Source organism: Kitasatospora sp. NPDC048545 (assembly GCF_040651155.1).
Classification (GTDB): Bacteria; Actinomycetota; Actinomycetes; order Streptomycetales; family Streptomycetaceae; genus Kitasatospora.
This window is the reverse complement of record NZ_JBEZIQ010000012.1, coordinates 24,674-49,962: the sequence shown is the minus strand read 5'-3', so window position 1 is coordinate 49,962 and position 25,289 is coordinate 24,674. Positions and strand designations below refer to the sequence as shown.

Annotated in this window: 24 protein-coding genes; 14 read left to right on the top strand and 10 right to left on the bottom strand. The window is 75.1% G+C overall.

Annotated elements, in window-relative coordinates:
- Positions 1-2: 2 nt before the first annotated feature.
- From AB0D10_RS14105 to AB0D10_RS14090, 4 genes are all read left to right on the top strand, one after another.
- Entirely contained in the window at positions 3-347 is a 345-nt protein-coding gene (locus AB0D10_RS14105; protein ID WP_360255369.1) for a HypC/HybG/HupF family hydrogenase formation chaperone, read from the top strand.
- A complete protein-coding gene (gene hypD / locus AB0D10_RS14100) occupies positions 344-1,477 on the top strand; it encodes a hydrogenase formation protein HypD (protein WP_360255366.1) in 1,134 nt (377 codons plus the stop codon). Before AB0D10_RS14105 ends, hypD begins: the two co-directional genes overlap by 4 nt.
- A gap of 100 nt (positions 1,478-1,577) precedes the next feature.
- Positions 1,578-2,567 (top strand): hydrogenase expression/formation protein HypE, encoded by a 990-nt coding sequence (gene hypE / locus AB0D10_RS14095; protein WP_360255668.1) that lies wholly within the window; start codon positions 1,578-1,580, stop codon positions 2,565-2,567.
- Positions 2,568-3,150: 583 nt separating this feature from the next.
- Positions 3,151-3,879 (top strand): hypothetical protein, encoded by a 729-nt coding sequence (locus AB0D10_RS14090; protein WP_360255364.1) that lies wholly within the window; start codon positions 3,151-3,153, stop codon positions 3,877-3,879.
- A 71-nt stretch (positions 3,880-3,950) separates the two neighbouring features.
- Here the strand turns inward: AB0D10_RS14090 and AB0D10_RS14085 are convergent, their stop codons facing one another.
- Complete coding sequence (locus tag AB0D10_RS14085) at positions 3,951-4,772, bottom strand: hypothetical protein (protein ID WP_360255361.1); 822 nt, start codon at positions 4,770-4,772, stop codon at positions 3,951-3,953.
- A gap of 84 nt (positions 4,773-4,856) precedes the next feature.
- Entirely contained in the window at positions 4,857-5,159 is a 303-nt protein-coding gene (locus AB0D10_RS14080) for a hypothetical protein (RefSeq protein WP_360255359.1), read from the bottom strand.
- A 288-nt stretch (positions 5,160-5,447) separates the two neighbouring features.
- On the opposite strand from AB0D10_RS14080, the gene AB0D10_RS14075 reads away from it, so the two are divergent.
- Positions 5,448-5,939, top strand: a complete 492-nt coding sequence (locus AB0D10_RS14075) for a signal peptide protein (protein WP_360255357.1) — start codon at positions 5,448-5,450, stop codon at positions 5,937-5,939.
- A gap of 49 nt (positions 5,940-5,988) precedes the next feature.
- Here AB0D10_RS14075 and AB0D10_RS14070 read toward each other — a convergent pair whose 3' ends face one another.
- The 7 genes from AB0D10_RS14070 to AB0D10_RS14040 form a co-directional block, all read right to left on the bottom strand.
- Positions 5,989-7,083, bottom strand: coding sequence for an LLM class flavin-dependent oxidoreductase (locus tag AB0D10_RS14070; protein ID WP_360255355.1), 1,095 nt, complete (start codon positions 7,081-7,083; stop codon positions 5,989-5,991).
- Between the two features lie 75 nt (positions 7,084-7,158).
- Entirely contained in the window at positions 7,159-8,184 is a 1,026-nt protein-coding gene (locus AB0D10_RS14065) for an LLM class F420-dependent oxidoreductase (RefSeq protein ID WP_360255353.1), read from the bottom strand.
- An 86-nt stretch (positions 8,185-8,270) separates the two neighbouring features.
- On the bottom strand, positions 8,271-9,887 hold the full coding sequence (locus AB0D10_RS14060; protein WP_360255350.1) for an ABC transporter substrate-binding protein: 1,617 nt from the start codon (positions 9,885-9,887) through the stop codon (positions 8,271-8,273).
- 80 nt (positions 9,888-9,967) lie between these two features.
- On the bottom strand, positions 9,968-10,831 hold the full coding sequence (locus tag AB0D10_RS14055) for an ABC transporter ATP-binding protein (protein WP_360255347.1): 864 nt from the start codon (positions 10,829-10,831) through the stop codon (positions 9,968-9,970).
- The gene (locus AB0D10_RS14050; RefSeq protein WP_360255344.1) at positions 10,828-11,634 is read right to left on the bottom strand and encodes an ABC transporter ATP-binding protein; all 807 of its coding nucleotides are present in this window, start codon (positions 11,632-11,634) and stop codon (positions 10,828-10,830) included. The genes AB0D10_RS14055 and AB0D10_RS14050 overlap by 4 nt, the downstream gene beginning before the upstream one ends.
- Entirely contained in the window at positions 11,631-12,515 is an 885-nt protein-coding gene (locus AB0D10_RS14045) for an ABC transporter permease (protein ID WP_360255342.1), read from the bottom strand. The genes AB0D10_RS14050 and AB0D10_RS14045 overlap by 4 nt, the downstream gene beginning before the upstream one ends.
- A 1-nt stretch (position 12,516) precedes the next feature.
- Positions 12,517-13,446, bottom strand: a complete 930-nt coding sequence (locus tag AB0D10_RS14040; RefSeq protein WP_360255666.1) for an ABC transporter permease — start codon at positions 13,444-13,446, stop codon at positions 12,517-12,519.
- Positions 13,447-14,219: 773 nt separating this feature from the next.
- On the opposite strand from AB0D10_RS14040, the gene AB0D10_RS14035 reads away from it, so the two are divergent.
- From AB0D10_RS14035 to AB0D10_RS14005, 7 genes are all read left to right on the top strand, one after another.
- Positions 14,220-15,137 (top strand): response regulator transcription factor, encoded by a 918-nt coding sequence (locus AB0D10_RS14035; RefSeq protein ID WP_360255339.1) that lies wholly within the window; start codon positions 14,220-14,222, stop codon positions 15,135-15,137.
- Positions 15,138-15,414: 277 nt separating this feature from the next.
- Positions 15,415-16,296 (top strand): hypothetical protein, encoded by an 882-nt coding sequence (locus AB0D10_RS14030; protein WP_360255337.1) that lies wholly within the window; start codon positions 15,415-15,417, stop codon positions 16,294-16,296.
- A gap of 1 nt (position 16,297) precedes the next feature.
- Complete coding sequence (gene asnB, locus AB0D10_RS14025; RefSeq protein ID WP_360255335.1) at positions 16,298-18,133, top strand: asparagine synthase (glutamine-hydrolyzing); 1,836 nt, start codon at positions 16,298-16,300, stop codon at positions 18,131-18,133.
- Positions 18,130-18,762 carry a flavin reductase family protein gene (locus AB0D10_RS14020; RefSeq protein ID WP_360255333.1) on the top strand — a complete coding sequence of 211 codons (633 nt, stop codon included), beginning with the start codon at positions 18,130-18,132 and terminating at the stop codon, positions 18,760-18,762. Before asnB ends, AB0D10_RS14020 begins: the two co-directional genes overlap by 4 nt.
- Positions 18,759-20,258 carry a 4-hydroxyphenylacetate 3-hydroxylase N-terminal domain-containing protein gene (locus AB0D10_RS14015; protein ID WP_360255331.1) on the top strand — a complete coding sequence of 500 codons (1,500 nt, stop codon included), beginning with the start codon at positions 18,759-18,761 and terminating at the stop codon, positions 20,256-20,258. The genes AB0D10_RS14020 and AB0D10_RS14015 overlap by 4 nt, the downstream gene beginning before the upstream one ends.
- Positions 20,255-21,097 carry a class I SAM-dependent methyltransferase gene (locus AB0D10_RS14010; protein ID WP_360255329.1) on the top strand — a complete coding sequence of 281 codons (843 nt, stop codon included), beginning with the start codon at positions 20,255-20,257 and terminating at the stop codon, positions 21,095-21,097. The genes AB0D10_RS14015 and AB0D10_RS14010 overlap by 4 nt, the downstream gene beginning before the upstream one ends.
- Positions 21,098-21,246: 149 nt before the next feature.
- A complete protein-coding gene (locus AB0D10_RS14005; RefSeq protein ID WP_360255326.1) occupies positions 21,247-22,122 on the top strand; it encodes a helix-turn-helix transcriptional regulator in 876 nt (291 codons plus the stop codon).
- A 7-nt stretch (positions 22,123-22,129) separates the two neighbouring features.
- On the opposite strand, the gene AB0D10_RS14000 is transcribed toward AB0D10_RS14005, so the two are convergent.
- Positions 22,130-23,419: an MFS transporter gene (locus AB0D10_RS14000; protein ID WP_360255323.1), complete on the bottom strand. Its 1,290-nt coding sequence runs from the start codon at positions 23,417-23,419 to the stop codon at positions 22,130-22,132.
- A 425-nt stretch (positions 23,420-23,844) separates the two neighbouring features.
- Here AB0D10_RS14000 and AB0D10_RS13995 point away from each other — a divergent pair, with 425 nt between their 5' ends.
- Together AB0D10_RS13995 and AB0D10_RS13990 are read left to right on the top strand one after the other, a co-directional pair.
- Positions 23,845-24,444 carry a DNA starvation/stationary phase protection protein gene (locus AB0D10_RS13995; protein WP_360255321.1) on the top strand — a complete coding sequence of 200 codons (600 nt, stop codon included), beginning with the start codon at positions 23,845-23,847 and terminating at the stop codon, positions 24,442-24,444.
- A complete protein-coding gene (locus tag AB0D10_RS13990) occupies positions 24,444-25,181 on the top strand; it encodes a GPR1/FUN34/YaaH family transporter (RefSeq protein ID WP_360255318.1) in 738 nt (245 codons plus the stop codon). The genes AB0D10_RS13995 and AB0D10_RS13990 overlap by 1 nt, the downstream gene beginning before the upstream one ends.
- The last annotated feature ends 108 nt before the right edge of the window (positions 25,182-25,289 follow it).

Sequence of the window (25,289 nt, the reverse complement as noted above, 5' to 3'; positions counted from 1 at the left end):
GGATGTGCCTGGCGGTGCCCGGCAGGGTAACGGAGATCGGGGAGCGCGACGGGACCCGGATGGCGGTCATGGACTTCGGCGGGGTGGTCAAGGACGTGTGCCTGGAGTACCTGCCCGACCTGGCGGTGGGCGACTACGCCATCGTCCACGTCGGCTTCGCGCTGCAACGGCTGGACGAGGAGTCGGCCCGGCGCACCCTCGCCCTGTTCGAGGAACTCGGACTGCTGCAGGAGGAGTTCGGCGACCCGTGGGAAGCGGCGGGGGAATGGCGGGACCCGGGGGAGCGGGACCGGGAGGCGTCGGGGGAACCAGGCGCGGGGCGAGCGGCTGAGGAGGCCGGACGGTGAAGTACCTGGAGGAGTTCCGCAACCCGGAGCTGGCGGAGGGCCTGCTCGCCGACATCAGGGCCACGGTCACCCGGCCGTGGGCGCTGATGGAGGTGTGCGGCGGCCAGACGCACAGCATCATCCGGCACGCCATCGACCAACTCCTGCCGGAGGAAGTCGAGTTGATCCACGGCCCGGGGTGCCCGGTGTGCGTCACCCCGCTGGAGATGATCGACCGCGCGCTGGCGATCGCCGCCCGGCCCGGCGTGATCTTCTGCTCCTTCGGGGACATGCTGCGGGTGCCCGGCACCGACCGGGACCTGTTCCGGGTCCGCAGTGAGGGCGGCGACGTCCGGGTGGTCTACTCGCCGCTCGACGCGCTGCGGATCGCGCGCGAGAACCCGGACCGGGAGGTCGTCTTCTTCGGTATCGGCTTCGAGACCACCGCGCCGCCGAACGCGATGGCCGTCCACCTGGCCCGCAAGGAGGGCCTGCGGAACTTCAGCATGCTGGTCTCGCACGTCCGGGTGCCGCCGGCGATCGACGCGATCATGGAGTCACCGGACTGCCGGGTCCAGGGCTTCCTCGCCGCCGGGCACGTGTGCAGCGTGATGGGCACCGACGAGTACCCGGCGCTCGCCGACCGCCACCGGGTGCCGATCGTGGTCACCGGCTTCGAACCGCTGGACATCCTGGAGGGGATCCGGCGCACCGTACGGCAGTTGGAGCGCGGCGAGCACACCGTCGACAACGCCTACCCGCGGGCCGTCCGGCCCGAAGGCAACCCGGCGGCCCGCGCCATGCTGGAGGACGTCTTCGAGGTGGCCGACCGCGCCTGGCGCGGCATCGGCGTCATCCCGCTCAGCGGCTGGCGGCTCGCGCCGCACTACCGGGACCACGACGCCGAACACCGCTTCGACGTCGCCGGGATCACCACCCGCGAACCCGCCGCCTGCCGGGCCGGCGAGGTGCTGCAGGGCCTGCTCAAGCCCCACCAGTGCGAGGCCTTCGGCACCGCGTGCACCCCGCGCACCCCGCTCGGGGCCACCATGGTCTCCAGCGAGGGGGCCTGCGCCGCCTACTACCTCTACCGGCGGCTGGGCGCGCCGGCCGCATCCGCCCCGGCCCAGGAGGCGACCCCCGTTGGCTGACACCGAGATCCTCACCGGGACGGCTCCCGACGCCCCGGCCGTCCCCGACTTCTCCGGCTGGAGCTGCCCGCTGCCGCTGCGCGACCACCCCCGGGTGGTGATGGGGCACGGCGGCGGCGGGGCGCTGTCCGCGGAACTGGTGGAGAACCTCTTCGCGCCGGCCTTCGGCGGACCGGCCCTCGCCGGGCTCGGCGACTCCGCCGTCCTGCGGCTCGGCGGGGCCAGGCTCGCCTTCTCCACCGACTCCTACGTCGTACGGCCACTGTTCTTCCCGGGCGGCTGCATCGGGGACCTCGCCGTCAACGGCACGGTCAACGACCTCGCGATGAGCGGGGCGCGGGCGGCGTACCTGTCCTGCGGGTTCATCCTGGAGGAGGGTGTGGAGATGGCCGTGGTGGACCGGGTGGCGCGTGCGCTCGGCGCCGCCGCCCGGACCGCCGGGGTCGAGGTGGTCACCGGGGACACCAAGGTGGTCGAGGCCGGGCGCGGGGACGGGATCTACCTGAACACCGCCGGCATCGGACTCGTCCCCGCCGGGGTCGACATTCGGCCCCAGCGGGCCGTCCCCGGCGACGTGGTGATCGTCAGCGGGCCCATCGGGCTGCACGGGATCGCGATCATGAGCGTCCGGGAGGGCCTGGAGTTCGGGGTCGAGGTGCGCAGCGACTGCGCGGCGCTCGGCGGCCTGGTCGAGACGATGCTGGCCGTCACCCCCGACCTGCACGTCCTGCGCGACCCCACCCGGGGCGGGCTGGCCGCGGCGCTCAACGAGATCGCCACGGCGGCCGGGGTCGGCGTGACGCTGGACGAGCGGGCCGTCCCCGTCCCCGACGCGGTGGCCAACGCCTGCGCCCTGCTGGGCCTGGACCCGATGTACGTCGCCAACGAGGGCAAGCTGGTGGCCTTCGTGCCGCGTGGCGAGGCGGACGCGGTCCTCGCCGCCATGCGCGCCCACCCGCTGGGCGTGGAGGCGATGGTGATCGGCGAGTGCGTCGAGGACCATCCCGGGATGGTCGTCGCGCGCACCGGCTTCGGCGGCACCCGGGTGGTGGACCTGCCGATGGGCGAGCAGCTGCCGCGGATCTGCTGACGACACGGCGCACGGCCGCACGGCCGCCTCGGGAGGCCGCTTCCGGGGCGGCCGTGCGGGTCCGGGAGCGGCCGGAGCCGTGCGGCGTCAGCGGCGGCCGAAGAGCCTGGCGAGCCAGCCCCCGCCCGTCCGCTCCTGCGCGGTGCAGGCGCACCGGGCCGACGTGGGCACGCCCGCCAGGACCTGCTCCACGTGCATCCCGCATCCGGCGTGGGTCGGCTTCCCGCAGCGTCGACAGGCGACTCGTCGGCACATGCCGCTCTCCTTCGTTCTGGCTCCCCGGGTGGGAACGCCCTGCCCAATATACCCCAGGGGGTAATTTTCCCGCAGTGCCCGCCCGCCCGCGGGCTCGCCCGTGTGCCCCCGCGTGCCCGCCCGAGCGGCCGCCGCGGCCCGAGCCCGGCCGGGTCCGCCGAATCCCGATACGCTGAGCGAGGAGGCCCGGCGCGTCCGAGACCGGCGACCGGGCCGTCGCGGCATGGTGCGGAGGTGCGAGGTGCCGGAAGGCGACAGGGGGCGACGGCGCTGGGTCCGGCGCTCCGGAGCGGCTGCCGCGCACGGCGGCTGACGGGACGGCGCGACCGTGAGCTCCGCGGACCCCACGATCGAGGTGAACCTCACCGTGCCCAACCACGGCATCGGCCTGTGGATGGTCGGCGCGTTCGTCCTCACCTTCGTGGGCACCCGCGTGATCACCCGACTGATCCGGGCCGGCCGCGGCCCCTTCCGCAACGTCGAGGTCGGCGGCACCCACGTCCACCACCAGGTGTACGGCATCCTCGCCATGCTGATCGCCGGCGCCATGGAGTTCGCCTACCGGCCGGACACACCCGGCGCGCAGATCCTGGCCGCGCTGTTCGGCGCCGGTGCCGCGCTCACGCTCGACGAGTACGCGCTCTGGCTGCACCTGGAGGACGTCTACTGGACGCACGAGGGGCGCAAGTCCGTCGACGCCGCCTTCCTGGCGGTGGGGGTCGGCCTGCTGCTGGTGGCCGGGTTCAACCCGTTCTCCGACGTCGGCCACGGCGCCGCCGCCCACCTGGCCTTCGCGGTCGTGCTGCTGGTCGACCTGGTCTTCTCCGTCGGGGCGATCCTCAAGGGCAAGACGGCGCTCGGGGTGATCGGGCTGCTGGTGCCCCTGGTCGCGCCGGTCGCCTGCCTGCGCCTGGCCAAGCCCGACTCGCCGTGGGCCCGCTGGCGCTACCGGCCGGGCTCGCGCCGGGCCGAACGGGCGCTGCGCCGCTACCCGGCCGGGCGGCGGACCCGGATGGACGCCCTGAAGGACTTCGTCGGGGGCGTCCCCCGGCAGTGAGGTCCCGGCAGTGAGGGACCGCCGGTGAGGGACCGGCGGTTCGGAACCGGCGAGGTCCCGGCGGTGCGGGGTCAGCCCAGGAACCGGCGCAGCGAATCCGCCAGGGACCGTACGAAGCGCTCCCGGACCTGCTCGGGGACCAGGTCGAGCGACAGGTAGGGGTTGAGGTCCTCCAGCTCGACGAGGAGCAGCCGCCCGTCCGGCGCCCGGCAGGCGTCCACCCGCTGGATCCCGTGGTCGAGCGTGTTCCACGCGACGAAGCGCCGCGCGAAGTCGAGGTCCGCCGCGGTCGGCTCGTACGGCTCCAGCACCCAGCGCCGGTCGGGGTCGGGTGCGTGGAGGGCGTACTGGAACTCGTCGTCCACGAAGTAGAAGGAGACCTCGTAGGCGAAGTCGATCCGCGGCTGGACCAGCAGGCCGCCCCACTCGACGCCGCCCAGCTCGGCGCGGGTGAGGAAGCGCAGACCTATGCTGTCGGCGCCCTCCTCGGGCTTGACCGCGTAGTGGTCGACGACGGGCAGCAGGGGGAGGTCCTGCGGGCGGTCGATGGTCGGGATGACCGGGTGACCGGCCGCGGTGAGGTCCAGGAGGTACCGCTTCCCGGCCATGTCGCCCCGCCCGGTCAACGGGTTGTAGACCCGCACGCCGCCGGACAGGGCCTCGGCGCGGAACCGGTCGTACTCCTCCCGGTGGTGCAGCACCGGCCCGCTGTTGCGCACCACGACCGCGTCGAAGCGCGCCATCAGGGCCCGCGCGTCGAGCGGGTGGCACAGCGCGAGGTCGAACCACCCCCGCAGCCGGGAGGTCAGGAACACGTCCTCGTCGCCGTAGCGCCGCCCGGCGGCCGGGTAGGCGAGGTCGGTCACGTACAGCAGGCTGGGCCGGTCGGGCACGGGGAACTCCGTCGGTCGGTGGCGGGGGAGCGAATCTACCGACCGGCCGGGACGGTCACCGTACCGGCCCGCTATGCCGGGGCCTCAGCCCTCGAAGGACCGCTCCTCCAGCACGTCGAGGTTGCGGAACGACGGCGGGCCCTCGCACAGCGCCGCGACCTGTGAAGCGAACTCGGCGGTCTCCGGCCGGGCGGAGTTCTCCATCGCCACCTCGTGCGAGGGGAACTCCACGATGTTCAGGTACACGTCCTCGCCGTCGCGGTCACGGGTCTGCAGGGCCCGCGTCGCCAGACGGTGGCCCGCGTTCTTCTCGACCCAGCTGTCGAGCAGGGCGTTGAACTCGTCGATGCGACGGGTCCGGTACTCGATGATCTGGATGAACCTCACGGCTCGACCTCCTCGGCCTGGCACGGGACTTCGGCTGCCCCCTCCAGCGTCGCCCCGCAGCGCGGGCGCTGCCACCGAGACCGGGGCCGGCCGGGACCCCCACCGGTCCGGCGAGGGCGCTCGGTTCCGCCACCCGGACACTGTGGGCCGGGCACTGCGGGGCGGGCCGCACGGCGGGGCGGTGGGCCGGCGCGGATGCGCGTTGCGCCGTCGGAGTGCAGGGTGGACGGGTACGCCGCGGCCTCCGGTGGACTCCGGGGCAGCCGAGAACGATCGAAAGAGGCCCCCATGCCGACCACGAAGCTCCTCGGCCGGGCTCTGGCCCTGACCGCCCTCGCCGTCCTGCCGGCCGCCGCGTTCACGCTGCCCTCGTCGGCGGCCGCGGCGGTGGTCTCCGCCCCGCAGGCGCCGGCCGTCGCGGTGCCGGTCTCCTTTGTCGACCTGCCCGGCAGCCCGCTGCCGACCGACCACGCCGCGCACCGGATCACCGTCACCTACCGCAACGGCACCGGGGCGGACCAGACCGTCGCCCCGCAGATCCTGGTCGAGTCGCCGGACCGGGGGCCCTTCCTCAGCCCGTCGGACGTCCGGCTGGAGGTCCTGAGCGGCGGCCACTGGAGGACCGTGCCGCTGGCCAGCCAGACCGGGACCCTGTACACCGGCCTCACCTCGGCGAAGTTGGTCCTCCACAGCCACCACACCCTCACCCAGCAGTACCGGCTCACCGTGCTCCGGACCTCGCCGGGCACGGTCCAGCCCCGGGTGGCGCTGTACGCCTGACGGGCGACGGACCGCGCACTCACGGACCGCGCACTCACGGACCGCGCACTCACCAGCCGCGGCGGTCGGCCGGGGTGCCGTGGCCGGCCCGCAGGTGACGGACGAGGGTGCGGCGCAGCTCCCGGTCGTGGTCGGTCTCCACCGGGAGGTCGAGCTGGACGATGTCCACGCCCGCCGAGCGGAGGAGCCCGATGCGGGCGGCGACCGTGGCCGGGGAGCCGGTGTAGGCGGCGGTGAGGGAGCGGCGCACGTAGGCGGCGACCTGTTCGTCGCCGTGGGCCGGGTCGGAGCGGCCCCGCTCGCGGTCCCGGTCGAGTTGGACGGCCTCCCGCCAGCGACCGCCGGCGCCGCCGGAGGTGAGGCGCAGGGCGTCCCGGCGCAGGCGGCGGACGCGGTCGCGGGCCTCCTCGTCGGTGTCGGCGAGGACGACGGTGATGTGCCGCCAGATCCGCAGGGACCGGCCGTGGGCGGCGGCCGCCGCGCGGGCCTCGGCGATCCGCCGCCGGGTGTCGGGCAGCGGCAGGGGGCTGACGGCGTACACCTGCGCGTAGCGGGCCGCGAGGTCGAGGCCCTGCGGTGAGGACCCGCCGAAGGAGAGCAGCTCGCCGCCCGGCCGCGGGTGCAGGCCGGGGCGGGCATCGGCCACGGTGTAGAACTCGCCCTTGTGGTCGATGTCCCGGTCGGCGGCGAGGTAGCGGGTGAACAGGTCGAGGTACTCCTCGGCGCGGCGGTAGCGCTCGGCCTTGTCGAGGAGGTCGCCGTCGCGGGCCGTGTCGCGGTCGCTGGAGCCGATGACGACGTGCGCCGCCGCCCGTCCGCCGGACAGGCGGTCCAGGGTCGCCAGGGAGCGGGCCGCCACGGTCGGCGCGGTGGTACCGGCCCGGTGGGCGACAACGACGCGCAGCCGGGTGGTGGCGGCCAGCGCCCAGGAGGCCACCAGCCAGGGGTCGGGCCACGAGCTGGACTGCACCACCAGGGCGCTGTCCAGCCCGTCCTCCTCGTTCTCGCGTGCGGTGCGGGTGACGTACGCGGGGTCGGCGGTGCGGTCGCGGCCGTCGGGGGCCCAGCGCAGGGCCTGGCGCTCCTGCGGGGTGCTGCCGGGCACGGGGGCGGCGCGGACCCCGCCGCGGATCTCCAGGGGCACGGACTCTCCTCGGATGGGAATCGGGACGCAACGGCGGCGGGGCGGGTGGTGGTGATGGGGTGGGGCGGTGGTGGGTCAGCGGGCGGCGGGGCCGAGCCGGGCCAGGGTGTCGAGCAGCTTCGCCCGGCTGACGAACACCTCCGGCGGCAGCGACACGTACAGCTGGATGGTGGTGACGCCCGGACGGTGGTAGGCCAGGATGCGCTCGCGGCACTCCTCCGGGGAGCCGCTGACGAACAGCCCGTCGACCACCTCGTCCGGCAGGGCCTTCTGGGCGCCCTCCGGGTCCCCCGAGGTCCACAGGCGGTGCATCTCGGCGAGCAACTCGCCGTGGCCCAGCCACTCGTGGAACTTCCGGTACGGCTCGCGGTTGAGGATCCAGGCCAGGAAGGGCCGGGTGGCGCGGTGCGCGTAGTCGGTGTCCTCGGTGGGGCAGACGAAGACCTTCACCACCAGCTCCTTGCCGGGCGGCTGCGGGCCGACGGTCTCCAGGATCTTCGGCACGTCGTGAGGGAACAGCAGGTTGGTGATGGCGCCGTCCCCCTCGGTGAAGCCGAGCCGGAGCATGTTGGGCCGCAGGGCGCCCAGGATCACCTTGACCGGCTCGGCCGGCGGGTGCGGCAGCCGGTAGCCGGTGATGTCGAAGGTGTCGAACCCGCCGGTGACGTACTCGCCGCGCAGCGCCCGGGTGACGAAGCGCAGCACGTCCCGGGTGCGCTTGAACGGTTCGTCGAACGGAATGCCGTTGATGTCGGTGACGTGGGCGGGGACCGAGGCGCCGATGCCCAGCAGGAGCCGGCCGGGGGCGAGTTGGGCGAGCGTCGCGGCGGTCTGGGCGAGCACCGCCGGGCCGCGGGTGTGCACCGGGACGATGCCGGTGGCGATCCGCAGCGACGGGGACCACGCCGCCGTGGCGGCCAGCGGGGTGAAGGCATCGGTGCCGCCACCCTCTGCGCTCCACACGTCGGTGTAGCCGAGGTCGGGCAGCCGCTCTACCAGGAAGCGGTGCCGGTCGATGGTCAGTCCCGGCAGGGGCAGCGTGATGCCCCACTTGGGTGGCTCGGCCTCGGGGTGGTGGTGTGGCGGGTACGGGGTGGTCATCGGACGGGTGTCCTTCCTGGGCGCTCTGTGCTTCGGTGCTTCGGTGTGGGGGTGGGGGCGGGGTGGGATTTCTTGCGGGGCGGGGCTCAGCCGACCCAGACCGTGGTGAGGTCGAGGAACCAGGACTGCGGCTGCACCAGCCCGTGGACCTTCGGCGAAAGGGCCCGCGGGTTGCGGTCGTTGACGACGAACAGCCAGGGCGCGTCCTGGGTGACCAGCGTGAGGGCCTTGCGGTACCCGGCCTGCCGGGCGGCCTGGTCGGCGTCGGCGGCCGAGGCCGCCAGCAACCCGTCGACCTGCGGGTTCGCGTAGTGGCCCGTCCAGAACGGGCTCCCGGAACCGATGAACAGCGGCAGCAGCGCCTCGGACTGGAACAGCGTGGTGGACTGGGCGACGGCATCGGAGCCGAGTGCCACCTGGCCCTTGGCCTCGGCGCCGATCAGGGTGGTCCAGTCGGTGGTGCGCAGTTCGACCCTGATGCCGACGGCGGCGAGGTCCCGCTGGAGGGCCTCGGCGATCGGCACCGGCAGCAGGTTGCCGCTGCCGCCGGTGGGCACGGTGACGGAGGTGGCGAAGCCGTTCGGGACGCCGGCCTCGACGAGCAACTGCCGGGCCTTGGCGGGGTCGTAGGAGTAGGCGTCGCCGGCGGGGTCGTAGGCGGCGGTGGCCCGCGGCGCGGCCTGGTAGGCGGGGTCGGCGGTGCCGTGCAGCAGCTTGTCGGCGATGGCCTTGCGGTCGATCGCGTAGTTGGCGGCCCGGCGCACCAGCGGGTTGTTCCAAGGCTCCTTGGACGTGTCCAGGATCCAGTACCAGAGGTGGTCGTAGCTGTTGGTGGCGATCGTGACGCCGTCCGATTCCAGGCTCTCGATGTCGTCCGGGTTCGGGTACTCGATCCAGTTGGCGCCGCCGGAGCGCAGCGCCGCGGTGCGGGCGGCGGCGTCCGGCAGCGCCTTGATCACCAGCCGGTCGAGCCTGGGGGCGCCACGCCAGTAGTCCTTGTTGGCGGCGAGCTCGATCTGCTGGCCCTCGGTCTGTGAGACGAAGCTGAACGGGCCGGTGCCGACCGGGTGTTGGGCGAAGTTCGCCGAGCCGGACCTGCGGACGGCGGTGGGGCTGGCGATCAGGACGTGCGCGAGGTCCTCGGGGAAGTGGCCGTTGGGCTCCTTGGTGACCAGTTCGACGTGCTCGGCGTCGGTCTTGCGGTAGGAGGCGATGTCGCCCGCGTACTCCGCGGCGGCGGCGCCCAGGGCGTCGGTGTACTCGGGGCTGCCCTTGTCGAGGTAGCGCGCCAGGTTGAAGACCACGGCGTCGGCGTCGAAGGGGGTGCCGTCCTGGAACTTCACGTCCTTGCGGAGGGTGAACGTCCAGGTCCTGCGGTCGGCCGCGACCTGCCAGTCGGTGGCGAGGGCGCCGGTGACCACCGGCGGCTTGTCGGTGCCCTTGAGCAACTCGTAGCGGGTCAGGCCCTCGTAGAGCTGGAAGGAGACCAGACGCTTGCCCTCGAAACCCGCGCCGCCGATCACGGTGTCGGTGTTGGGCAGCTTGCCGGTGGCGCCGATGACCAGTGTCCCGCCGCGGCCGTCACCGCCGCCCGCCCCGGTCGCGCCGCCGTCGGACCCGGAGCAGCCGGCGGCCGCGGCGAGCAGGGCGACGGCGGCCGGCAGGGCGACGGCTCCGGAGCGGATGCGAGCGGTGCGGTTCATGGTGATTCCTCGTCGGTTCGGTGGTGCGTCTGCGGTTCGGCTGTGGTTCGTCGGGGAGGGCGGTCGCGTGGGCGTGGGCGTCAGGGCGCGGACGGGGCGGCGCCGGTGGCGGCTTCCAGCAGGGCCCGGGTGTACGGGTGCGCGGGGGAGTCCCAGAGACGGTCGGCGGGGCCCTCCTCCACCACCCGGCCCGCCCGCAGCACCAGCACCCGGTGGGCGAGATGACGGACGACGGCGAGGTCGTGGGAGATGAACAGGTAGGCCAGGCCGGTGCGTTCGCGCAGACCGGTGAGCAGGTCGAGCAGCCGGGCCTGCACGCTGCGGTCCAGGGCGGACGTGGGCTCGTCGCAGACCAGCAGCTCCGGCCCGGTGGCCAGCGCCCGGGCGACGGCCACCCGCTGCAGCTGCCCGCCGGACAGCTCCCGCGGGTAGCGGGCGGCGAGTGCGGGCTCCAGACCGACCTGGGCGAAGAGCCGGGCGACTTCCGCGGCACGCTCGGCGCGCGGCGTGCCGTGCAGCCGCAGGGCGAAGGCGACCGCCTCCCCGGCCCGCAGGCTCGGGTTGAGCGAGCCGCGCGGGTGCTGCGGGACGAACTGCAGCCGGCCCCGCAGCGCGCGGTCGGCGCGCCCGCGCAGCCGGTACGGGTCGCGGCCCGCGAAGCGGACGCTGCCGGAGTCGGGGGAGAGCAGGCCGAGGGCGAGGCGGGCCAGGGTGGACTTCCCGGAGCCGGACTCGCCGACCAGGCCGACGGTCTCGCCGGGGGCGACGCGGAGGCTGACCCCTGCCAGGGCCGTCCGGTCGCCGAAGTGCTTGCCGACGGCGTCGAGGGCGAGCAGGGGGGCTGCGGTGGGTGCGGGCCGGTGGTCGGTCGCGGTGTGAGGGCCGGTCGCGCGCTGGTCGGTCGCGGCGTGCCGGCCGGCGGCGGTGCGGGGGTCGGTGCTCATCGGCGGGCTCCCGGTTCGGCGGCCACCAGGGCGGCGGTGAAGGCGTGGTCGGGCTCGCGGAGCACCCGCTCGGCCGGGCCGAGTTCGACGACCCGCCCGGCCCGCATGACCGCCACCGTGCCGCCGATCCGCCGGGCCACTGCGAGGTCGTGGGTGACCAGCAGCAGCGCGATGCCGCAGTCGGCGCGCAGGGTGGTGAACAGGTCCAGGATCCGGCCGCGGACCAGGGCGTCCAGCGCGGTGGTCGGCTCGTCGGCGATCAGCAGCTCCGGCCCGCAGCAGATCGCGAGGGCGATCGCGGCGCGCTGGCGCAGGCCGCCGGAGAGTTCGTGCGGGTACGCCCGGGCGACCCGCTCCGGATCCGGGACGCCGGCGGTGGCGAGCAGCCCGGGGACGGCGGCACGGGCGGCCCGGCGGCCGTCGGCGACCCCGTGCCGGCGCAGCACCTCGGCGAGCTGCGGGCCGATCCGGCGCAGCGGGTCGAGCGAGGAGCTCGGGTCCTGCGGCACGTAGCCGATGCGCCGGCCGCGGACGTCGGAGAGCGCGCGTTCGTCGAGCGTCCGCAGGTCCGTCCCGGCGAGGCGGACGGCGCCGCTCACGGCAGCGCCGCGCCCGGGCAGGCCCAGCACCGTCCGGGCGACGGTGGTCTTGCCGCTGCCGGACTCGCCGAGCAGCACCACGGCGCCGCCGGCCCGCAGCGCGAGGGACACCCCGTCGACAGCCCGGACGCCGCCGGGGTACGCGACGCCCAGACCGTCGATCTCCAGCAGTGCGCCCATCCGGCCACCCTTTTCGTGGCTCATCGGGTCACCTGCTTCGCGGCTCGCCGGGCCGCGGCCGGGGTGGCCCGCGGCAGGTGGGCGGCGGCGTCGCCGATGCGGGTGCGCAGCGCCTCGCCGAGGGTGTTGAACACGACCGAGACCGCGAGGATGACGAGGGCCGGCAGCACCGCCACCCAGGGATGGGTGAGCAGGGCGGGCCGCAGCTCGTCCAGCATCGCGCCCCACTCGGCGGTGGGCGGGGCGACACCGAGCCCGAGGAAGGACAGCCCCGCGGCGTACACGACGGCGAGCCCCACCAGCGACGAGGCGTACACGAGCACCACCGGCGCCACCACGGGGACGACCTGACGGAGCACCAGCGCGCCCCAGCCGGCGCCGCTGACCCGGGCCGCCTCCAGGTACTCGGAGCTGCGGATCCGCCGGGTCTCGGTGAACGCGACCCGGGCGACCGCGGGGGTGAGCACCACGGACAGCGCCAGCACCGTCGCGCCCAGGCCGGGGGTGAGCAGCGAGGCGACGGCGATCGCCAGCAGCACCCCGGGGAACGCGTAGAGCACGTCCAGCGTGCGCAGCAGGGCCTGCTCGGTGAGGCGGCCGCCGAGCCCCGCCGCGATGCCGAGCAGCGTCCCGGCGACGGTGGCGACCGTGACCGGCACGAGCCCGCCGGTGAGCGAGGCGCGCCCGCCCCAGACCAGGCGGCTCAGCAGGTCGCGGCCCTGGCCGTCGGTGCCGAGGAGGTGGCCCGGGCTGCCGGGGTCGAGCAAGCGGTCCGCGAGCCGTCCGGCGGCCGGGTCGTACGGCGCGACCAGCGGTGCGGCGAGGGCGAGCAGGAGCAGCAGTACGGCGAGCGCACCGGAGACGACCAGGCCCGCGTTCCGCCCGGTCCACCGGGTCGGTGTCATGTCAGACCCTCACCCTCGGGTCGATCGCCGCGTGCGCCGCGTCCACCAGGAGGTTGACGCCGACGAACGCGACCGCCACCACCAGCACCCCGCCCTGCACCAGGGGCAGGTCGCGGGCGGTGAGCGCGTCGTACAGCAGCCGGCCGATGCCGGGCCAGGCGAACAGGGTCTCCACGAAGACCACCCCCTCCAGCAGGTAGGCGAGTTGCAGGCCGCCGATGGTCAGCAGCGCGGGCGAGGCGTTGTGCACGCAGTGCCGCAGCACGGCGGCCGGGCGCAGACCGCGGGCGCGCAGCGAGTCGGCCAGCTCGCCGGCCAGGACGGTGCCCAGCGCGGCCCGGAACACCCGGGCGGTGAGGCCGAGCGGCACGAGCGCGGCCGCGACGGCGGGCAGCACCAGGTGCCTGGCCAGGTCGGCCGGGCCGCCGGAACCGAACACGTCGTGCGTGCCGCCGGCCGGCAGCCAGCGCAGCCCGACCGCGAAGACGGCGATCAGCAGCAGCGCCACCGAGTACTGCGGCGCGGACACCGCGAGGGTGGACAACGCGCCGGAGATCCGCCCGCCGGGGCCGCGCGGGCGCACCGCGCCCACCGCGCCGAGCGCCACCCCGCCCGCCAGTACCAGCAGCAAGGCGGCCCCGGTCAGGGTGAGGGTCCGGCCGAGCGCGGGGAGCAGGAGGTCGGCGACCGGGCGCTGTCCGGAGACGGACGTACCGAGGTCGCCGGTGAGCGCGTGGCCGAGCCAGTCGACGTAGCGGACGGGCAACGGCTGGTCCAGGCCCAGCCGTTCGGTGAGTTCCCGCCGCGCGCCGGGCGGCGCGCCCGGGCCGAGGAAGGCGGCGACCGGGTCGCCGGGGACGAGCGCGACGGTCGCGAAGACGACGGCGGTGACGCCGAGCAGCGTGGGGACGGCCAGCAGGAGCCGGCGCAGCAGGAACCGGGTCAGCCGTCGGCCCTCCGGGGCGGGGCGCCGGACGGGCCGGCGGCGGGCCGGTGGGGCGGTGCGGGCATGGTCCTGCTGCTCCTTCGGGAGTCGGGTGTGTCGGGAGTCGGGCGCGTGTCAGGGATCGGGTGTGCCAGGGGTCGGGTGTGCGGAGGGGAGAGGGCCGAGGGTCGGGTGTGCGGGCGGTCCGGTGTGCCGGGCCGTCGGTTCGGCCCCGGGGCGGGGGCGGTCGGCGCCTGTCCGGGGTCGTCAGCGGAACTCGGGGGCCGTCAGCGGGAGTCGGAGCACCGCCGCGGCGGCCGTGGTCGCTTGGAGGAGCGTCGCGGATGCACGGCCCGGACAGCCAGTCAGTTCCTGGTGCTGTTACTTCCGGTCACAGGATCCGTGGGTGGCGGGAGTGCCGCTGCCCGGGCCGCCGGGGCCCGGTCCTGTCCTTGACCTGCACAAGGAACCGGACCTAGGGTTCCCCGCATGGCTATTCGGCGGACCGGCTTCACCTTGGTCGGGATCGGCGGCTCGTGGCACCGAAGGTGTTTCGACGAGTCCTGTCGATCGCGCTCCACGCGCTGACCGCCCCGGTCCACACCCGCCGCGGTCGGCGCCCCCTCCTCACCCGGAATCCATGCCCGACGCCCGTCCGCGTCGCCGGCGGAGCCCTGTCGCAGCACACCGCGTCCACGGGGCCGACCAGCCACCAGCTAGGGGGACCGCATCGCCATGCCACACCACAGACGTCCGACCTCCGTCCCCGGAGGTGCCCGATGGCAGCAGTGAGCACCTTCGCCGCCCCGGCCGGCCCTCGGGGCCGCCGGCTTCCCGCCCGCCGCGGCGCCTGCGGCGGCCCCGGCCCGGGGGACGCCCCCGGTACCGGGCCGGCCCGGCCGCGGGCCGAGATCGACAACCCGCTGGACCTGATCGCCGGTCACCAGCTGCTGGCCGAACCGGCACCGCCCGCCCCCGGCCGGGCCGACGCCGGCTGCGGTTGCGGCCACCCGATGTGCGTGGACGAGGACCGCGACCGCACCGCCCTCGCCCGGGTGTTCCTGGTCGAGCGGCACTCGGTGGCCAGCGCCGGGCTGCGCAGCGTGCTGGCCACCGCACCCGGACTGGCGGTGGTCGGCTCCACCGGTGACCCGCTGCGCGCCGTGGCGGCCGTGCACCGCATCGCCCCCGACGTCGTCCTGCTCGGCCGGGGCGCGAGCCTGGAGGAGGATTTGGCGGCCGTGGTGGCGCTGCGCGGACCCGACGGGGCACCCGACGCCCGGGTCCTGCTGCTGCGCCGGGCCGAGTCGACCGCCGAGGCGAGCCGGATGCTGCTGGCCGGAGCCAGCGGGTGCTTCCCGCTCGACCTCGCGGGGGAACGGATCATCGGCGCGGTCCAACTCGTCGCGGCCGGCGGGTCGGTGTTCATGCCGGCGCCGCCGCCCGCCCGGACCCACGCGGCGGCACCCGCCCGGCACCTCGGCGAACTGCCGCCGCAGCAGGCCGGGCTGACCGAGCGCGAGCGCGAGGTGCTCGTCGAGCTCGGGCACGGGCTGAGCAATGCCGAGATCGGGCGTGAACTCGCCCTGGCCGAGGCCACCGTGAAGAAGCACCTCACCCAGGCCATGCGCAAGATCGGGCAGCCCGACCGGCTGCGCGCCGCGCTCTATGCCCACCGCCACGGGCTCGCCGGATAGGTCCGGCTCCCACGCACGCACCGCCCGAGGGCGGGTCCCGCCGGTACGCGGGGCCCGCCCTTCGTGGTGTCCGGCTTCGGCCGTGCCGCCGTTCGCCGTGCCCGGGCTCCCGGAGGGCGGGGCGCCGGGCGACCTTCGGAGCATCCGCACGGCGACGATCGGCGCCCTGACCGGCGCCGTTCGGGGCTACCGGGCCGGTCGGGCCGCTTCGTAGCGTGGCGGGAACGACGACGACACGACGGTCCGAAGGATCGTTCAGCCGAAGGGAGATGGCCCGATGGGGGGTGTGTCCGACGGGACGGGCGGTGCGACCGGCTCCGGTGGCCGGGCGGGCGGCGAGGCCGGGCCGCGCACGGCGGTCCTGGCCGCCGGCGCGGGCCGACGGCGCCCCGGCGCGGAGCAGCCGAGGTCGCCGTACCGCGCGATGCCGGACGCCGAGCGGTCCGCGCTCTGGCGGCAGCGGCTGCACGAGGCCGAGGCCGGGTTGACGCGGTACCTGGTGTCCCACGGGGACGAACTGCACCTCACCGACTGGTTCGTCCTGCAGTCCGAGCTCTTCGCGGACCTGCCCGAGCGGGACGCGCCGGCCGTCGAGTGGCAGCGGGTGTTCTTCCGCGACCAGGCACTGATGGAACGTTTCCTCGTCCTCCGCTACGGCGAGGCGGTGCTCGGCGACTGGGCCCGCTCCAACGCCGAGGTGCACCGCGACGTCGAGCCCGACCACGGCCGGGGCGCCGCCGACCCGATCCACCGGATCGCCCGGCAGGCCGAACTGTACGGCTCGGACTACGAGTTCGACGATGACGCGGAGCCCGGCCCCGAGCACGCCGCGCTCACCATCACGCACTGCGCGATCTGGGACTACCGCGAGAAGGCCCGCCGCTCGGGCGTCCGACTGACCCTCGCCTCGCCCTGCACCTACTGCACCGAGGCGCTGTCCGCCAACATCCGCGCCAAGGGCTACCGGCCCGCGCACCGGCTGACGCACGGTCCGACCGGCCACGGCTGCCGCTGGGAGTGCACCGCCGCGAGCGCGGACGGCTCGTCGGCCGCGGACGTCCAGCCCGCGGGAGCCGCCCGGCCCGCGGAGCCCGCCGCGCCCGCTCCGCCTTCCGGCCCCGCCGGACCCACCGTCACCGACGAACCCGGGGAGTCCTGACATGTGCGGAATCACCGGCTGGATCGACTGGGACACCGACCTGCTCCACCAGGCCCGGGCGCTCCGGGAGATGACCGCCACCCTCGCCTGCCGGGGCCCGGACGCCGACGGCGTCTGGCTCTCCCGGCACGCGGCCCTCGGCCACCGGCGGCTGTCCGTGATCGACCTCGACGGTGGCGTCCAGCCGCTCGCCGACCGACCCGGACCGGACACCGCGGCCGTCCTCTCCTACAACGGCGAGCTCTACAACCACCGCGAACTGCGCACCGAACTGGAGGCCCTCGGGCACGCCTTCCGGACCCGCTCGGACACCGAGGTGGTCCTGCGCGCCCACCTCCAGTGGGGCCGGTCCGCGCCGACCCGGTTCAACGGCATCTTCGCCTACGCCCTGTGGGACGCCCGGCAGGAGGAACTGCTGCTGGTCCGCGACCACCTGGGCATCAAACCGCTCTTCTGGCACGCCCACCGCAGCGGCGTGCTGTTCGGCTCCGAGCCGAAGGCGGTGCTCGCCAACCCGCTGTTCCGCGCCGAGCTGGACGCGGAGGGCATCGCCGAACTGTTCGCGCTGCCCGCCGCACCGAGCGCCGGCCACGGACTCTTCCGCGGCCTCCACGAGGTCCGGCCCGGCCACCTGGTGGCCGTCACGCGCGCCGCCACCCGCGAGGTCCGCTACTGGCGGCTGGAGTCCGCCGAGCACCGGGACGACGCCGCGACCACCCGGGCGACCGTCCGCGGCCTGCTCGCCGACGCCGTCGGACGGCAGCTGATCAGCGACGTCCCGCTGTGCACCCTGCTCTCCGGCGGCGTCGACTCCAGCGCCGTCACCGCGCTGGCCGCCGCGGCCCGCGAGCGGGCCGGCCAGGGCAAGATCACCAGCTTCTCCGTCGACTTCCCCGGCAGCGCCGACCGCACCCCCGACGCCTGGCGGACCACCCTCGACGCCCCCTACGTGGAGGCCGCCGCCGAGCACATCGGTACCCTGCACACCACCGTCCTGGTGCCCGACGACGACCTGCTGGACGCCCGCGACGCCGTCCTGCGCGCCCGCGACCGCCCCGGGTGGGGCGAGATGGACGCCTCCCTGCACCTGCTCTTCCGCGAGGTGCGGCGGCGCTCCACCGTCGCGCTCTCCGGCGAGGCCGCGGACGAGATCTTCGGCGGCTACCCCTACTTCCACGACGCCGCCGCGGTCGCCGCCCCGACCTTCCCGTGGCTGCACGGCAGGGCCACCCCGGCGGACCTGCTGCGCGCGGACGTCCGGGACGAGGTGCGCCCCGAGGAGTACACCGCCGCCGCCTACCGCCGCTCGCTCGGCGAAGTACCGCGCCTGGACGGGGAGCCGGCCTGTGACGCGCGGATCCGCGAGGTCTTCCACCTCGCGCTGACCCGCTGGCTGCCCCCGCTGCTGGACCGGGTCGACCGGGTGTCGATGTCGGTGGGCCTGGAGGTCCGGGTGCCGTTCTGCGACCACCGCCTGGTGGAGTACCTGTGGAACGTCCCGTGGGCGCTCAAGGCGCCGGACGGGCGGGCCAAGGGCCTGCTCCGGGACGCCGTCCGGGACCTCCTCCCGCCGCAGGTCACCGACCGGCCCAAGAGCGGGTACCCGTCCACGCCCGCCGTCCGCTACACCGAGGTGCTCACGGCCCGGGCGCAGGACCTGCTGGCCGACCCGAACGCGCCGGTGTTCGAGCTGGTGGACCGCGAGCTGGTCCGCCGGCTGCTCGCTGCGGGCCGGCCGCTGCCCAGCCCGCGCACAGCGCCGAACCCGGTCGGCGGCCTCGACCACCTCGTCCAGGTCGACGAGTGGCTGCGCGCCTACCGGGTGGGGCTGCGATGAGCGGCGCCGCCCCGACGGCCGCCCCGACCGCCGCCTCCGACCTGCGGGCGGCCGTCGACGGCCCCGAAGTGCGGGCGGCCGTCGAGGAACCGGACGTACGGACGGCCGCCGAGGACTTCCGGGCCGCCTCCCGCGGCTGGACCAGCGGGGTCGCGGTGATCACCACCCGCACCGGCGAGGAGGTCTTCGCCAAGACGGTCTCCTCCTTCAGCACCCTCTCCCTCGACCCGCTGCTGGTCACCGTCGCGATCGGCCGGCACAGCCCGCTGGTGGCCGCCGTCCGGGCCTCCGGACACTTCGGACTGTCAATCCTGACGCATCGTCAGATGTCCGTCGCCCGGCGGTTCGCCACCCCCGGGGCCGGCCGCGCGCGCGGCGCCTTCACCGCCGTCGGTGCCCATGCCGCCGTACCGATGCGGACGGCCGCCACCGGCGCGCCGCTCGTCGAGGACGCCCTGGCCCGGTTCGACTGCCGGCTGCACGCGGACCTCCCCGGCGGCGACCACACCATCCTGGTCGGCCGGGTCGCCGCCGCTGCCCGCGACGACGGCACACCCCTCCTCTACCACGACGGCCAGTACCGCGTACTGGCCCCGAATCCCCTCACCACCAACGGAGTCGGCGCATGACACTGCTGGACACCCGCACCGGTCGCGGCGCGCCCGCCACCGCCCGAGGCCTCCTCACCGGCGACCGCTACCGGGCCGAACTCGACGACGGCCGTGAGCTCTACCTCGACGGCCGACGGATCGCCAACCCCGCCGAGCACCCCGCGTTCCGCCCGGCCGTGGACGAACTGGCCCGCCTGCTCGACCTCCAGCACGACCCCGACCACCGCGACCTGCTCACCTGGCAGGACCCCGACAGCGGCCTGCGGCTGGCCCGCGCCTACCAGCTCCCGCGCACCCTCGACGACCTCCGGCTCCAGCGCCGCAGCGCCGAGTTCTGGCACGCCGAAGCGCTCGGACAGCAGGGCCGCTCGCCCGCCTTCATGGCCTCCATCGCCGTCGGCGTCCACGACTTCCGGCACCGGCTCGCCGAGGCCGACCCCCGCTTCGGCGCCAACGCCGAAGCCTGGTACCGCCACTGCGCCACCAACGACCTCGTCCTCTCGCACGCCCTCGGCGACCCGCAGATCGACCGCTCCGCCTCCCCGGTCGACGACCCCGACCTCGCCCTGCGCGTCATCGAGGAGAACGACCAGGGCATCGTGGTGCGCGGCGCCAAGCAGCTCACCACCCTCGCCCCGCTCGCCCACGAAGTACTGGTCTACCTCTCGGCCTCCTTCACCGAGGGCCGCGGCGAGCAGTTCGTGAGCTGGTTCGCCCTGCCGCTCGACACCCCCGGCCTGATCACCCTCGCCCGCGAACCGCTCGGCACCGCCGCCTGGGGCCACGCCCACCCGCTCGGCGCGCGGTACGACGAGCAGGACGCGATGCTCTTCTTCGACGACGTCCTGGTGCCCTGGGAGCGCGTCTTCCTGTTGCGCGACCCCACCCTGGCCCGGCTCGGCCTCGCCCGGATCAACGCCTGGAGCGCCTACATCGGCCACGTCCGCTACCGCGAGCGGCTGCGCACCCTGCTCGCCACCGCCACCCTCGTCGCCGAGTCGATCGGCGTGGACGGCTTCCGCAACATCCAGGAGGACCTCGGACGCCTCGCCGGGTACGCCGAGCTGACCGAGTACTTCCTGGACGCCGCCGAAGCCCGCGGCGGCCCCACCGACAGCGGCCTCTTCGCCCCCGGTGACACCGCCGCCTCCCGGGTCTGGTCCGCCGAGGTCGCCGGCAGCGCCGTCGAGATCGTCCGCCGGATCGGCGCCTCGGGACTGCTCATCCAGCCCACCGCCGCCGACCTCGCCCACCCCCGGCTGCGCCCGCACCTGGACCGCTACATGCGCGGGCGCGACATCGACGCCGAGCGCAAGTCCCGGCTGTTCCGGATCGCCTGGGAGCTCACCGGCGACGGCTTCGGCCAGCGCCAGGACCTCTACGAGTACGTGCACCGGGGCGACCTCGCGCGCAACCGGATCAACATCTTCAAGCGGTACGACCAGAGCGGGGCCCGTGAGCGGCTGCTGCAGCTGGTCGACCGGCCCGCCGACGCCGAGGAGAACCAGAAGTGACCGCGTCCGCCATCGAGATCCAGGCCCGCACCCTCGCCGGGTACGCCGACGCCAGCCGACTGCGCCAGGTCCAGGACCGCGACTGGGTGCTCGACCAGGTCACCGGCGCCCCCGAGACCCTGATCGACCTCGGCAGCGGGATCGGCCAACTGCTGCAGGCCGCCCTCGAACGGTTTCCCGCCCTGCGGCGCGCCGTCGGCCTGGAACGCTCCCCGCACCGCATCGCCGAGGCTGCCGAGCGGCTCCGGCCGTACGGCGAGCGGGTCGCCCTGCACCGGGCTGACCTCACCGCGCCCGAGCCGCTGCCCTTCCGGGCCGAGGTGATCACCCAGACCTCGGTGCTGCACTGGCTCCACCCGGACGAGGAACGGATCTTCGCCTGGGCCGGCGCCCACCTCGCCCCCGGCGGCACGTTCCTGCTCACCACCTACCACCCCGCCCGGGACGAACACGGGCTCGGCGGCGAGGACGAACTCGTCCGGGACGCCCTGGTCGCCCTCGGCACCCCGTACGACGAGGTGCCCGGCGCCTTCGCCCGCGGCGGCGTCCTGCCCATCGCCACCCGCACCAGGACCGTCGAGGACCTCGCAGCGCTGATCGGCCCGCACCTGCGGGTGGCCGGCCACCTGGAGCGCGACGCCGTCGTCACCGTCGACGGCGCCGCGCAGTACGAGCACTTCCACGCCGCCACCTTCGGCGACTACTACAGCGGCCTCGTGCCGGAGGACCGGCGGGCTGAGTTCTTCCGCGCCGTCGGCGAGAGCGCCTGGCGCCGGCAGCGGGAGCGCGGACACGTCAGCCACATGGCCGTCCGGCTCTGGGCGTTGACGTCCCGTTGACAGTGTGTGCGGTCGTTAACAGTGTGTGCGGTCGTTAACAGTGTGTGTAGGCCGCCGCTCACCCCTGGGAGGAGCGGCGGGCTCCACCTACGCTGGGGCCGAACCCCGGAACCCCCGACGTCCGCAGCAAGTGTCCGAGGAGCCCACCCGTGTCAACTCCCCCCGCCGGACGGGAACTCGGCGCCTTCCTGCGCGCCCACCGCGAACTCCTCAAGCCCGCCGACGTCGGCCTCACCGCCACCACCCGCCGCCGCACCCCCGGCCTGCGCCGCGAAGAGGTCGCCTCCCTCTCCGGCGTCGGCCTCGCCTGGTACACCTGGGTCGAACAGGGGAGGGTCGCCGCCTCCCGGCAGGTGCTGGAGGCGATCGCCCGCGTGCTGCGGCTGGACGACGCGGGCCTGCGGCACGCCCTGCGCCTGGCCGGCTACCACGAGCCCGCCCCGACCGCCGGGCCCGAGGGCACCGGCCGCGTCGCCGAGGCCATCCAGCCCGTCCTCGACTCCTGGCCCACCAGCCCGGCCGTCCTGCTCGACCGCCACTTCGACCTGCGCGGCTGGAACGCCGCGTGGGCGGCGCTGTGGGGCCCGCCCGAGTTCGTGCCCGCCGACCGGCGCAACCTCATGTGGGTGATGGCCGCGCACCCGAGGGTGCGCGCGGTGCTGCCCGACTGGGAACCGCTCGCGATGAACGTCTTCCAGCACTTCCGCGCGCAGGCGGGCCCCGCCCTCGCCGACCCCCGCACCCGCGAGGTCTACCGGCACCTGGACGAGGACGCGCCGGAGCTCCGCCACTGGTGGGGGTGCCACTCGGTGGCGGAGCTGACCGTGCGCACCGTCACCGTCGCGCCGGCCGGCCTCGGCCCGGTCCGGCTGACCCTGTCGTCCTTCCACCCGGTGGACGACCCGTCCGCGACGGTGCTGCTGTTCACCCCGACCGCCGCCGCCGACCGGGCGCGGATGACCGAACTGGTCGAGCATCCGTTGCGCGCGGTCGGCGGCGGCGAGGGGGAGCGCCGGGTCGGCTGAGCCGGTCTCAGGCCTCCGGCGCGGTGGCGGCCGCGGTGGCGGTGGTGGCGGTGATGGCGTTGTGGCGCAGCCCCGCACTGACCGCCAGCCCGCCGAGCGCGGCCAGCAGCGCCAGCCCGGCGCCGACCAGCAGGGTGCCCTGCGCGACGTCGCCGAACGTCCCCACCGCCCAGGCGCCGACGCCGGTGCCCGCGTACATGGTCGAGGTCAGCCAGGCGCTGGAGGTCGCCCGCAGCTCCGGGGCGATGGTGCCCGCCAGCGTCTGCTGGTCCGTCACGAAGCCCCCCGAGGCGAGGAACCACACCGTCACCCCGGCCAGGGCGAGGACCAGGCCCGGCCCCTCGGCCGTCACCGCGATCCCCACCGCCAGCAGGACGCCCCACAGCGGCAGCAGCGGAAGGTCCGAACGCCCGGCGGTCCTGGCCCGGTCGCCGAGCCGCCCGCCCACCAGCGAACCGGCCATGCTGCCCGCGCCGACCAGTACGCCCACCAGACCGAGCGCCTGCACCGACAGGTCGAAGCGCTGCACCAGCAGCGCGCCGAGGAAGGTGTAGGCGCCCAGGTTGGCCGTGTTGAACACGGTGTTGACCAGCAGGGCGCGGCGCAGTGTCGGGTCGGCCCAGCCCGCCAGGATCGCCCGGACCGCGCCCACCCGTGGCGTGGGCGCCCCGGCCGGTCCGCCCCCGACCTGACGCAGCAGCAGCGGCACCGCGGCGGCCGTGCCGACCGCCAGCGCCCAGAACGCCGAGCGCCAGCCGGCCAGCCCGGCCAGGAACCCGCCGAGCGGCACACCGATCACCTGGCCGCAGGAGAACAGCGCCATGGCGAGGCCCAGTGCCCGCCCGCGCACCGCCTCCGGCGCGGTCTCGGCGATGTGGGCCCAGATCGCCGGCCCGGCCGCGGCCGCCGCCAGCCCCGCCACCGCGCGGGAGACGACCAGCAGGGTCAGCCCGGTGGACAGGGCCGCCGCCGCGTTGGACAGGACGAACAGCAGGGTGCCCACGAGGAGGGTGCGCCGGCGGCCGAACCGGTCGCTCGACAGCCCGAGGAAGGGCGCCGCGACGGCGTACACCAGTACGTACGCCGTGACGCTGGACGCGGCGGCCGCCTCGCTGGTGCGGACCGAGTCCGCGATGGTCGGCAGCAGTGGCGACACCAGGAACGTCTCCGTGCCGAACAGGAACAGCAGGAGGAACACCCCTGCGTAGCGCCACCGGTCGAAGCCCGGTGCCGGTGCGTCCAGCGGCGGGACCTCCTCGGCCCGGTCGGGCAGGGGCGGGTCGGAGATGCTGCTCACGACGGGGTACCACCTTCTGGTACGGGGCGCGGCCGGCCCTCGGACGGCGGGCGGAAGCGGCCGCGCGACGGCTGACAGGACGTCCGATGCGGCCATCCTGCGGACCGGCCCGGCACCCAGCCAGACAGGCGGTGATCCTGTGACCACGGCTCACAGGCTCGGTGCGGCGTCGTGCGGCGTCGTGCGTTGTCATGCGTCGTCGTGCGCTGTGGTGCGCTGTGGTGCCAACTCCGGGGCACGGGGCGCACAGCCGCCCGGCCGGGCCGGCCGTAGCTTCGAGGAGTGCCGAGCCGCCGACCGCGGACTCCGCAGACCGGGCCCGACCGCGCGCACCCCCGACCGGGCGACCGGACCCACTGGACGTCCTTCCGCCCACCGGACCCCTTGCCACCCCCCAGTCCCCCTTCCCCGAACAGGAGCACCCGATGGAAACCGTGCACCGGACCGCTGACGAGACCGCGCACCCGACCGGCGGTGGCCAGCCGCTGCTGCACCAGAAGGGCGCCGAGACCCAGGCGTTCGGCACGCTCAAGCAGCTGCCGATCGGCCTCGGCCACGACACCCGCATGTACGGCTGCCAGCGGCTGAACCGCGTCCTCGCCGACACCCAGATCCTCTACTCGCTCTACAAGAAGCACCACTGGCTCATGCGCGGGGCGACCTTCTACTCGCTCCACCTGATGCTGGACAAGCACGCCGACGCCCAACTGGCCATCGTGGACGCCTTGGCCGAGCGGGTGCAGAGCCTCGGCGGCGTCGCCGTCGGAGACCCGCGTCACGTCGCGGAGCTGACGTCCGTCCCCCGGCCGCCGGACGGCGTCGAGAAGGTCCCCGTCATGCTGTCGCGACTGCTCGACGCGCACGAGCGGATCCTGATCGACGCCCGGGACGCCGCCGCCAGGCTCTCCGCGGAGGGCGACGAGGGCAGCGCCGACCTGCTCGTCTCGGAGGTCGTCCGCACCGGCGAGGCCCAGGTGTGGTTCCTGGCCGAGCACCTGGTCGACACCCCGCTGGTGCGCGGCTGATGGCGGACCCGCACGACGTCGCGGCGGCCGCCGCCGGCCCGGCCGAGCAGCCGGACGCCCGGGCGGAACGCCGCTTCGAACCGGACCTCCGGTCGATGACCCGCATCAACCTGCGGCCCATCGCCTCACCCATGCCGCTGGGCTTCTTCACGGTGGCGATCGCCTCCGTGATGACGGGCTGCCTGCAGCTCGGGCTCCTCGGGCCCCAGGCCCGCGGCGCCGTCGCGCTGTGCGTGCTGCCCGCCTTCGTCCTGCAACTCCTGGTGAGCGGCCTGGCGTTCGGCGCCCGCGACGTGATCGCGGCGACGCTCATGGGCGTGTTCTCCGGCAGCTGGCTGGCCTACGCGCTCGTCATGTTCAGCGGCGCGGCGGACGGCCTGCCGGTGCTGGGCGTGTTCAACCTGGCGTTCCTCTGCTTCGGCGCGCTGATGGCCTCCGTGACCAGGCCCAAGCGCGCGCTCTGGTTCGTGCTGCTGGCCTCCCTGCCCCGCTGGGCGGCCACCGGCCTGTCGGGGCTCACCGGCGCCGAGTGGCTGACGCGCACGTCCGGGGCCCTCGGCCTCCTGGTGGCGCTCGTCGCGATGTACGCGGCCTTCGCGCTGATGCTGGAGGACATGCGCAGCGAGGAGGTCCTGCCCGTCGGCCGCAGCGGCCCGGCCCACACCGCCCTGGAGGGCGACCTCACCGTCCAGCTCCGCAACCTGGAACGCCAGGCGGGCGTGCGCCGCACGCTCTGACGGCCGGGCGGGCCCGCCGCGCGCCCGAACTCCCCGTACGCCGTGCCCGCCCGGTGAGCCGCCACGAATCCGACGCCCGCACCCCGGTCACGCACCCCGGCCTCTTGC

Excerpts from the sequence above, each read along its gene's own strand:
- AB0D10_RS14105 (WP_360255369.1), top strand. The coding sequence starts at position 3 with ATGTGCCTGGCGGTGCCCGGCAGGGTAACGGAGATCGGGGAGCGCGAC.
- hypE (WP_360255668.1), top strand. The coding sequence starts at position 1,578 with ATGGGGCACGGCGGCGGCGGGGCGCTGTCCGCGGAACTGGTGGAGAAC.
- AB0D10_RS14075 (WP_360255357.1), top strand. The coding sequence starts at position 5,448 with ATGCCGACCACGAAGCTCCTCGGCCGGGCTCTGGCCCTGACCGCCCTC.
- AB0D10_RS14065 (WP_360255353.1), bottom strand. The coding sequence starts at position 8,184 with ATGACCACCCCGTACCCGCCACACCACCACCCCGAGGCCGAGCCACCC.
- AB0D10_RS14060 (WP_360255350.1), bottom strand. The coding sequence starts at position 9,887 with ATGAACCGCACCGCTCGCATCCGCTCCGGAGCCGTCGCCCTGCCGGCC.
- AB0D10_RS14055 (WP_360255347.1), bottom strand. The coding sequence starts at position 10,831 with ATGAGCACCGACCCCCGCACCGCCGCCGGCCGGCACGCCGCGACCGAC.
- AB0D10_RS14050 (WP_360255344.1), bottom strand. The coding sequence starts at position 11,634 with ATGAGCCACGAAAAGGGTGGCCGGATGGGCGCACTGCTGGAGATCGAC.
- AB0D10_RS14045 (WP_360255342.1), bottom strand. The coding sequence starts at position 12,515 with ATGACACCGACCCGGTGGACCGGGCGGAACGCGGGCCTGGTCGTCTCC.
- AB0D10_RS14035 (WP_360255339.1), top strand. The coding sequence starts at position 14,220 with ATGGCAGCAGTGAGCACCTTCGCCGCCCCGGCCGGCCCTCGGGGCCGC.
- AB0D10_RS14030 (WP_360255337.1), top strand. The coding sequence starts at position 15,415 with ATGGGGGGTGTGTCCGACGGGACGGGCGGTGCGACCGGCTCCGGTGGC.
- asnB (WP_360255335.1), top strand. The coding sequence starts at position 16,298 with ATGTGCGGAATCACCGGCTGGATCGACTGGGACACCGACCTGCTCCAC.
- AB0D10_RS14020 (WP_360255333.1), top strand. The coding sequence starts at position 18,130 with ATGAGCGGCGCCGCCCCGACGGCCGCCCCGACCGCCGCCTCCGACCTG.
- AB0D10_RS14015 (WP_360255331.1), top strand. The coding sequence starts at position 18,759 with ATGACACTGCTGGACACCCGCACCGGTCGCGGCGCGCCCGCCACCGCC.
- AB0D10_RS13995 (WP_360255321.1), top strand. The coding sequence starts at position 23,845 with ATGGAAACCGTGCACCGGACCGCTGACGAGACCGCGCACCCGACCGGC.
- AB0D10_RS13990 (WP_360255318.1), top strand. The coding sequence starts at position 24,444 with ATGGCGGACCCGCACGACGTCGCGGCGGCCGCCGCCGGCCCGGCCGAG.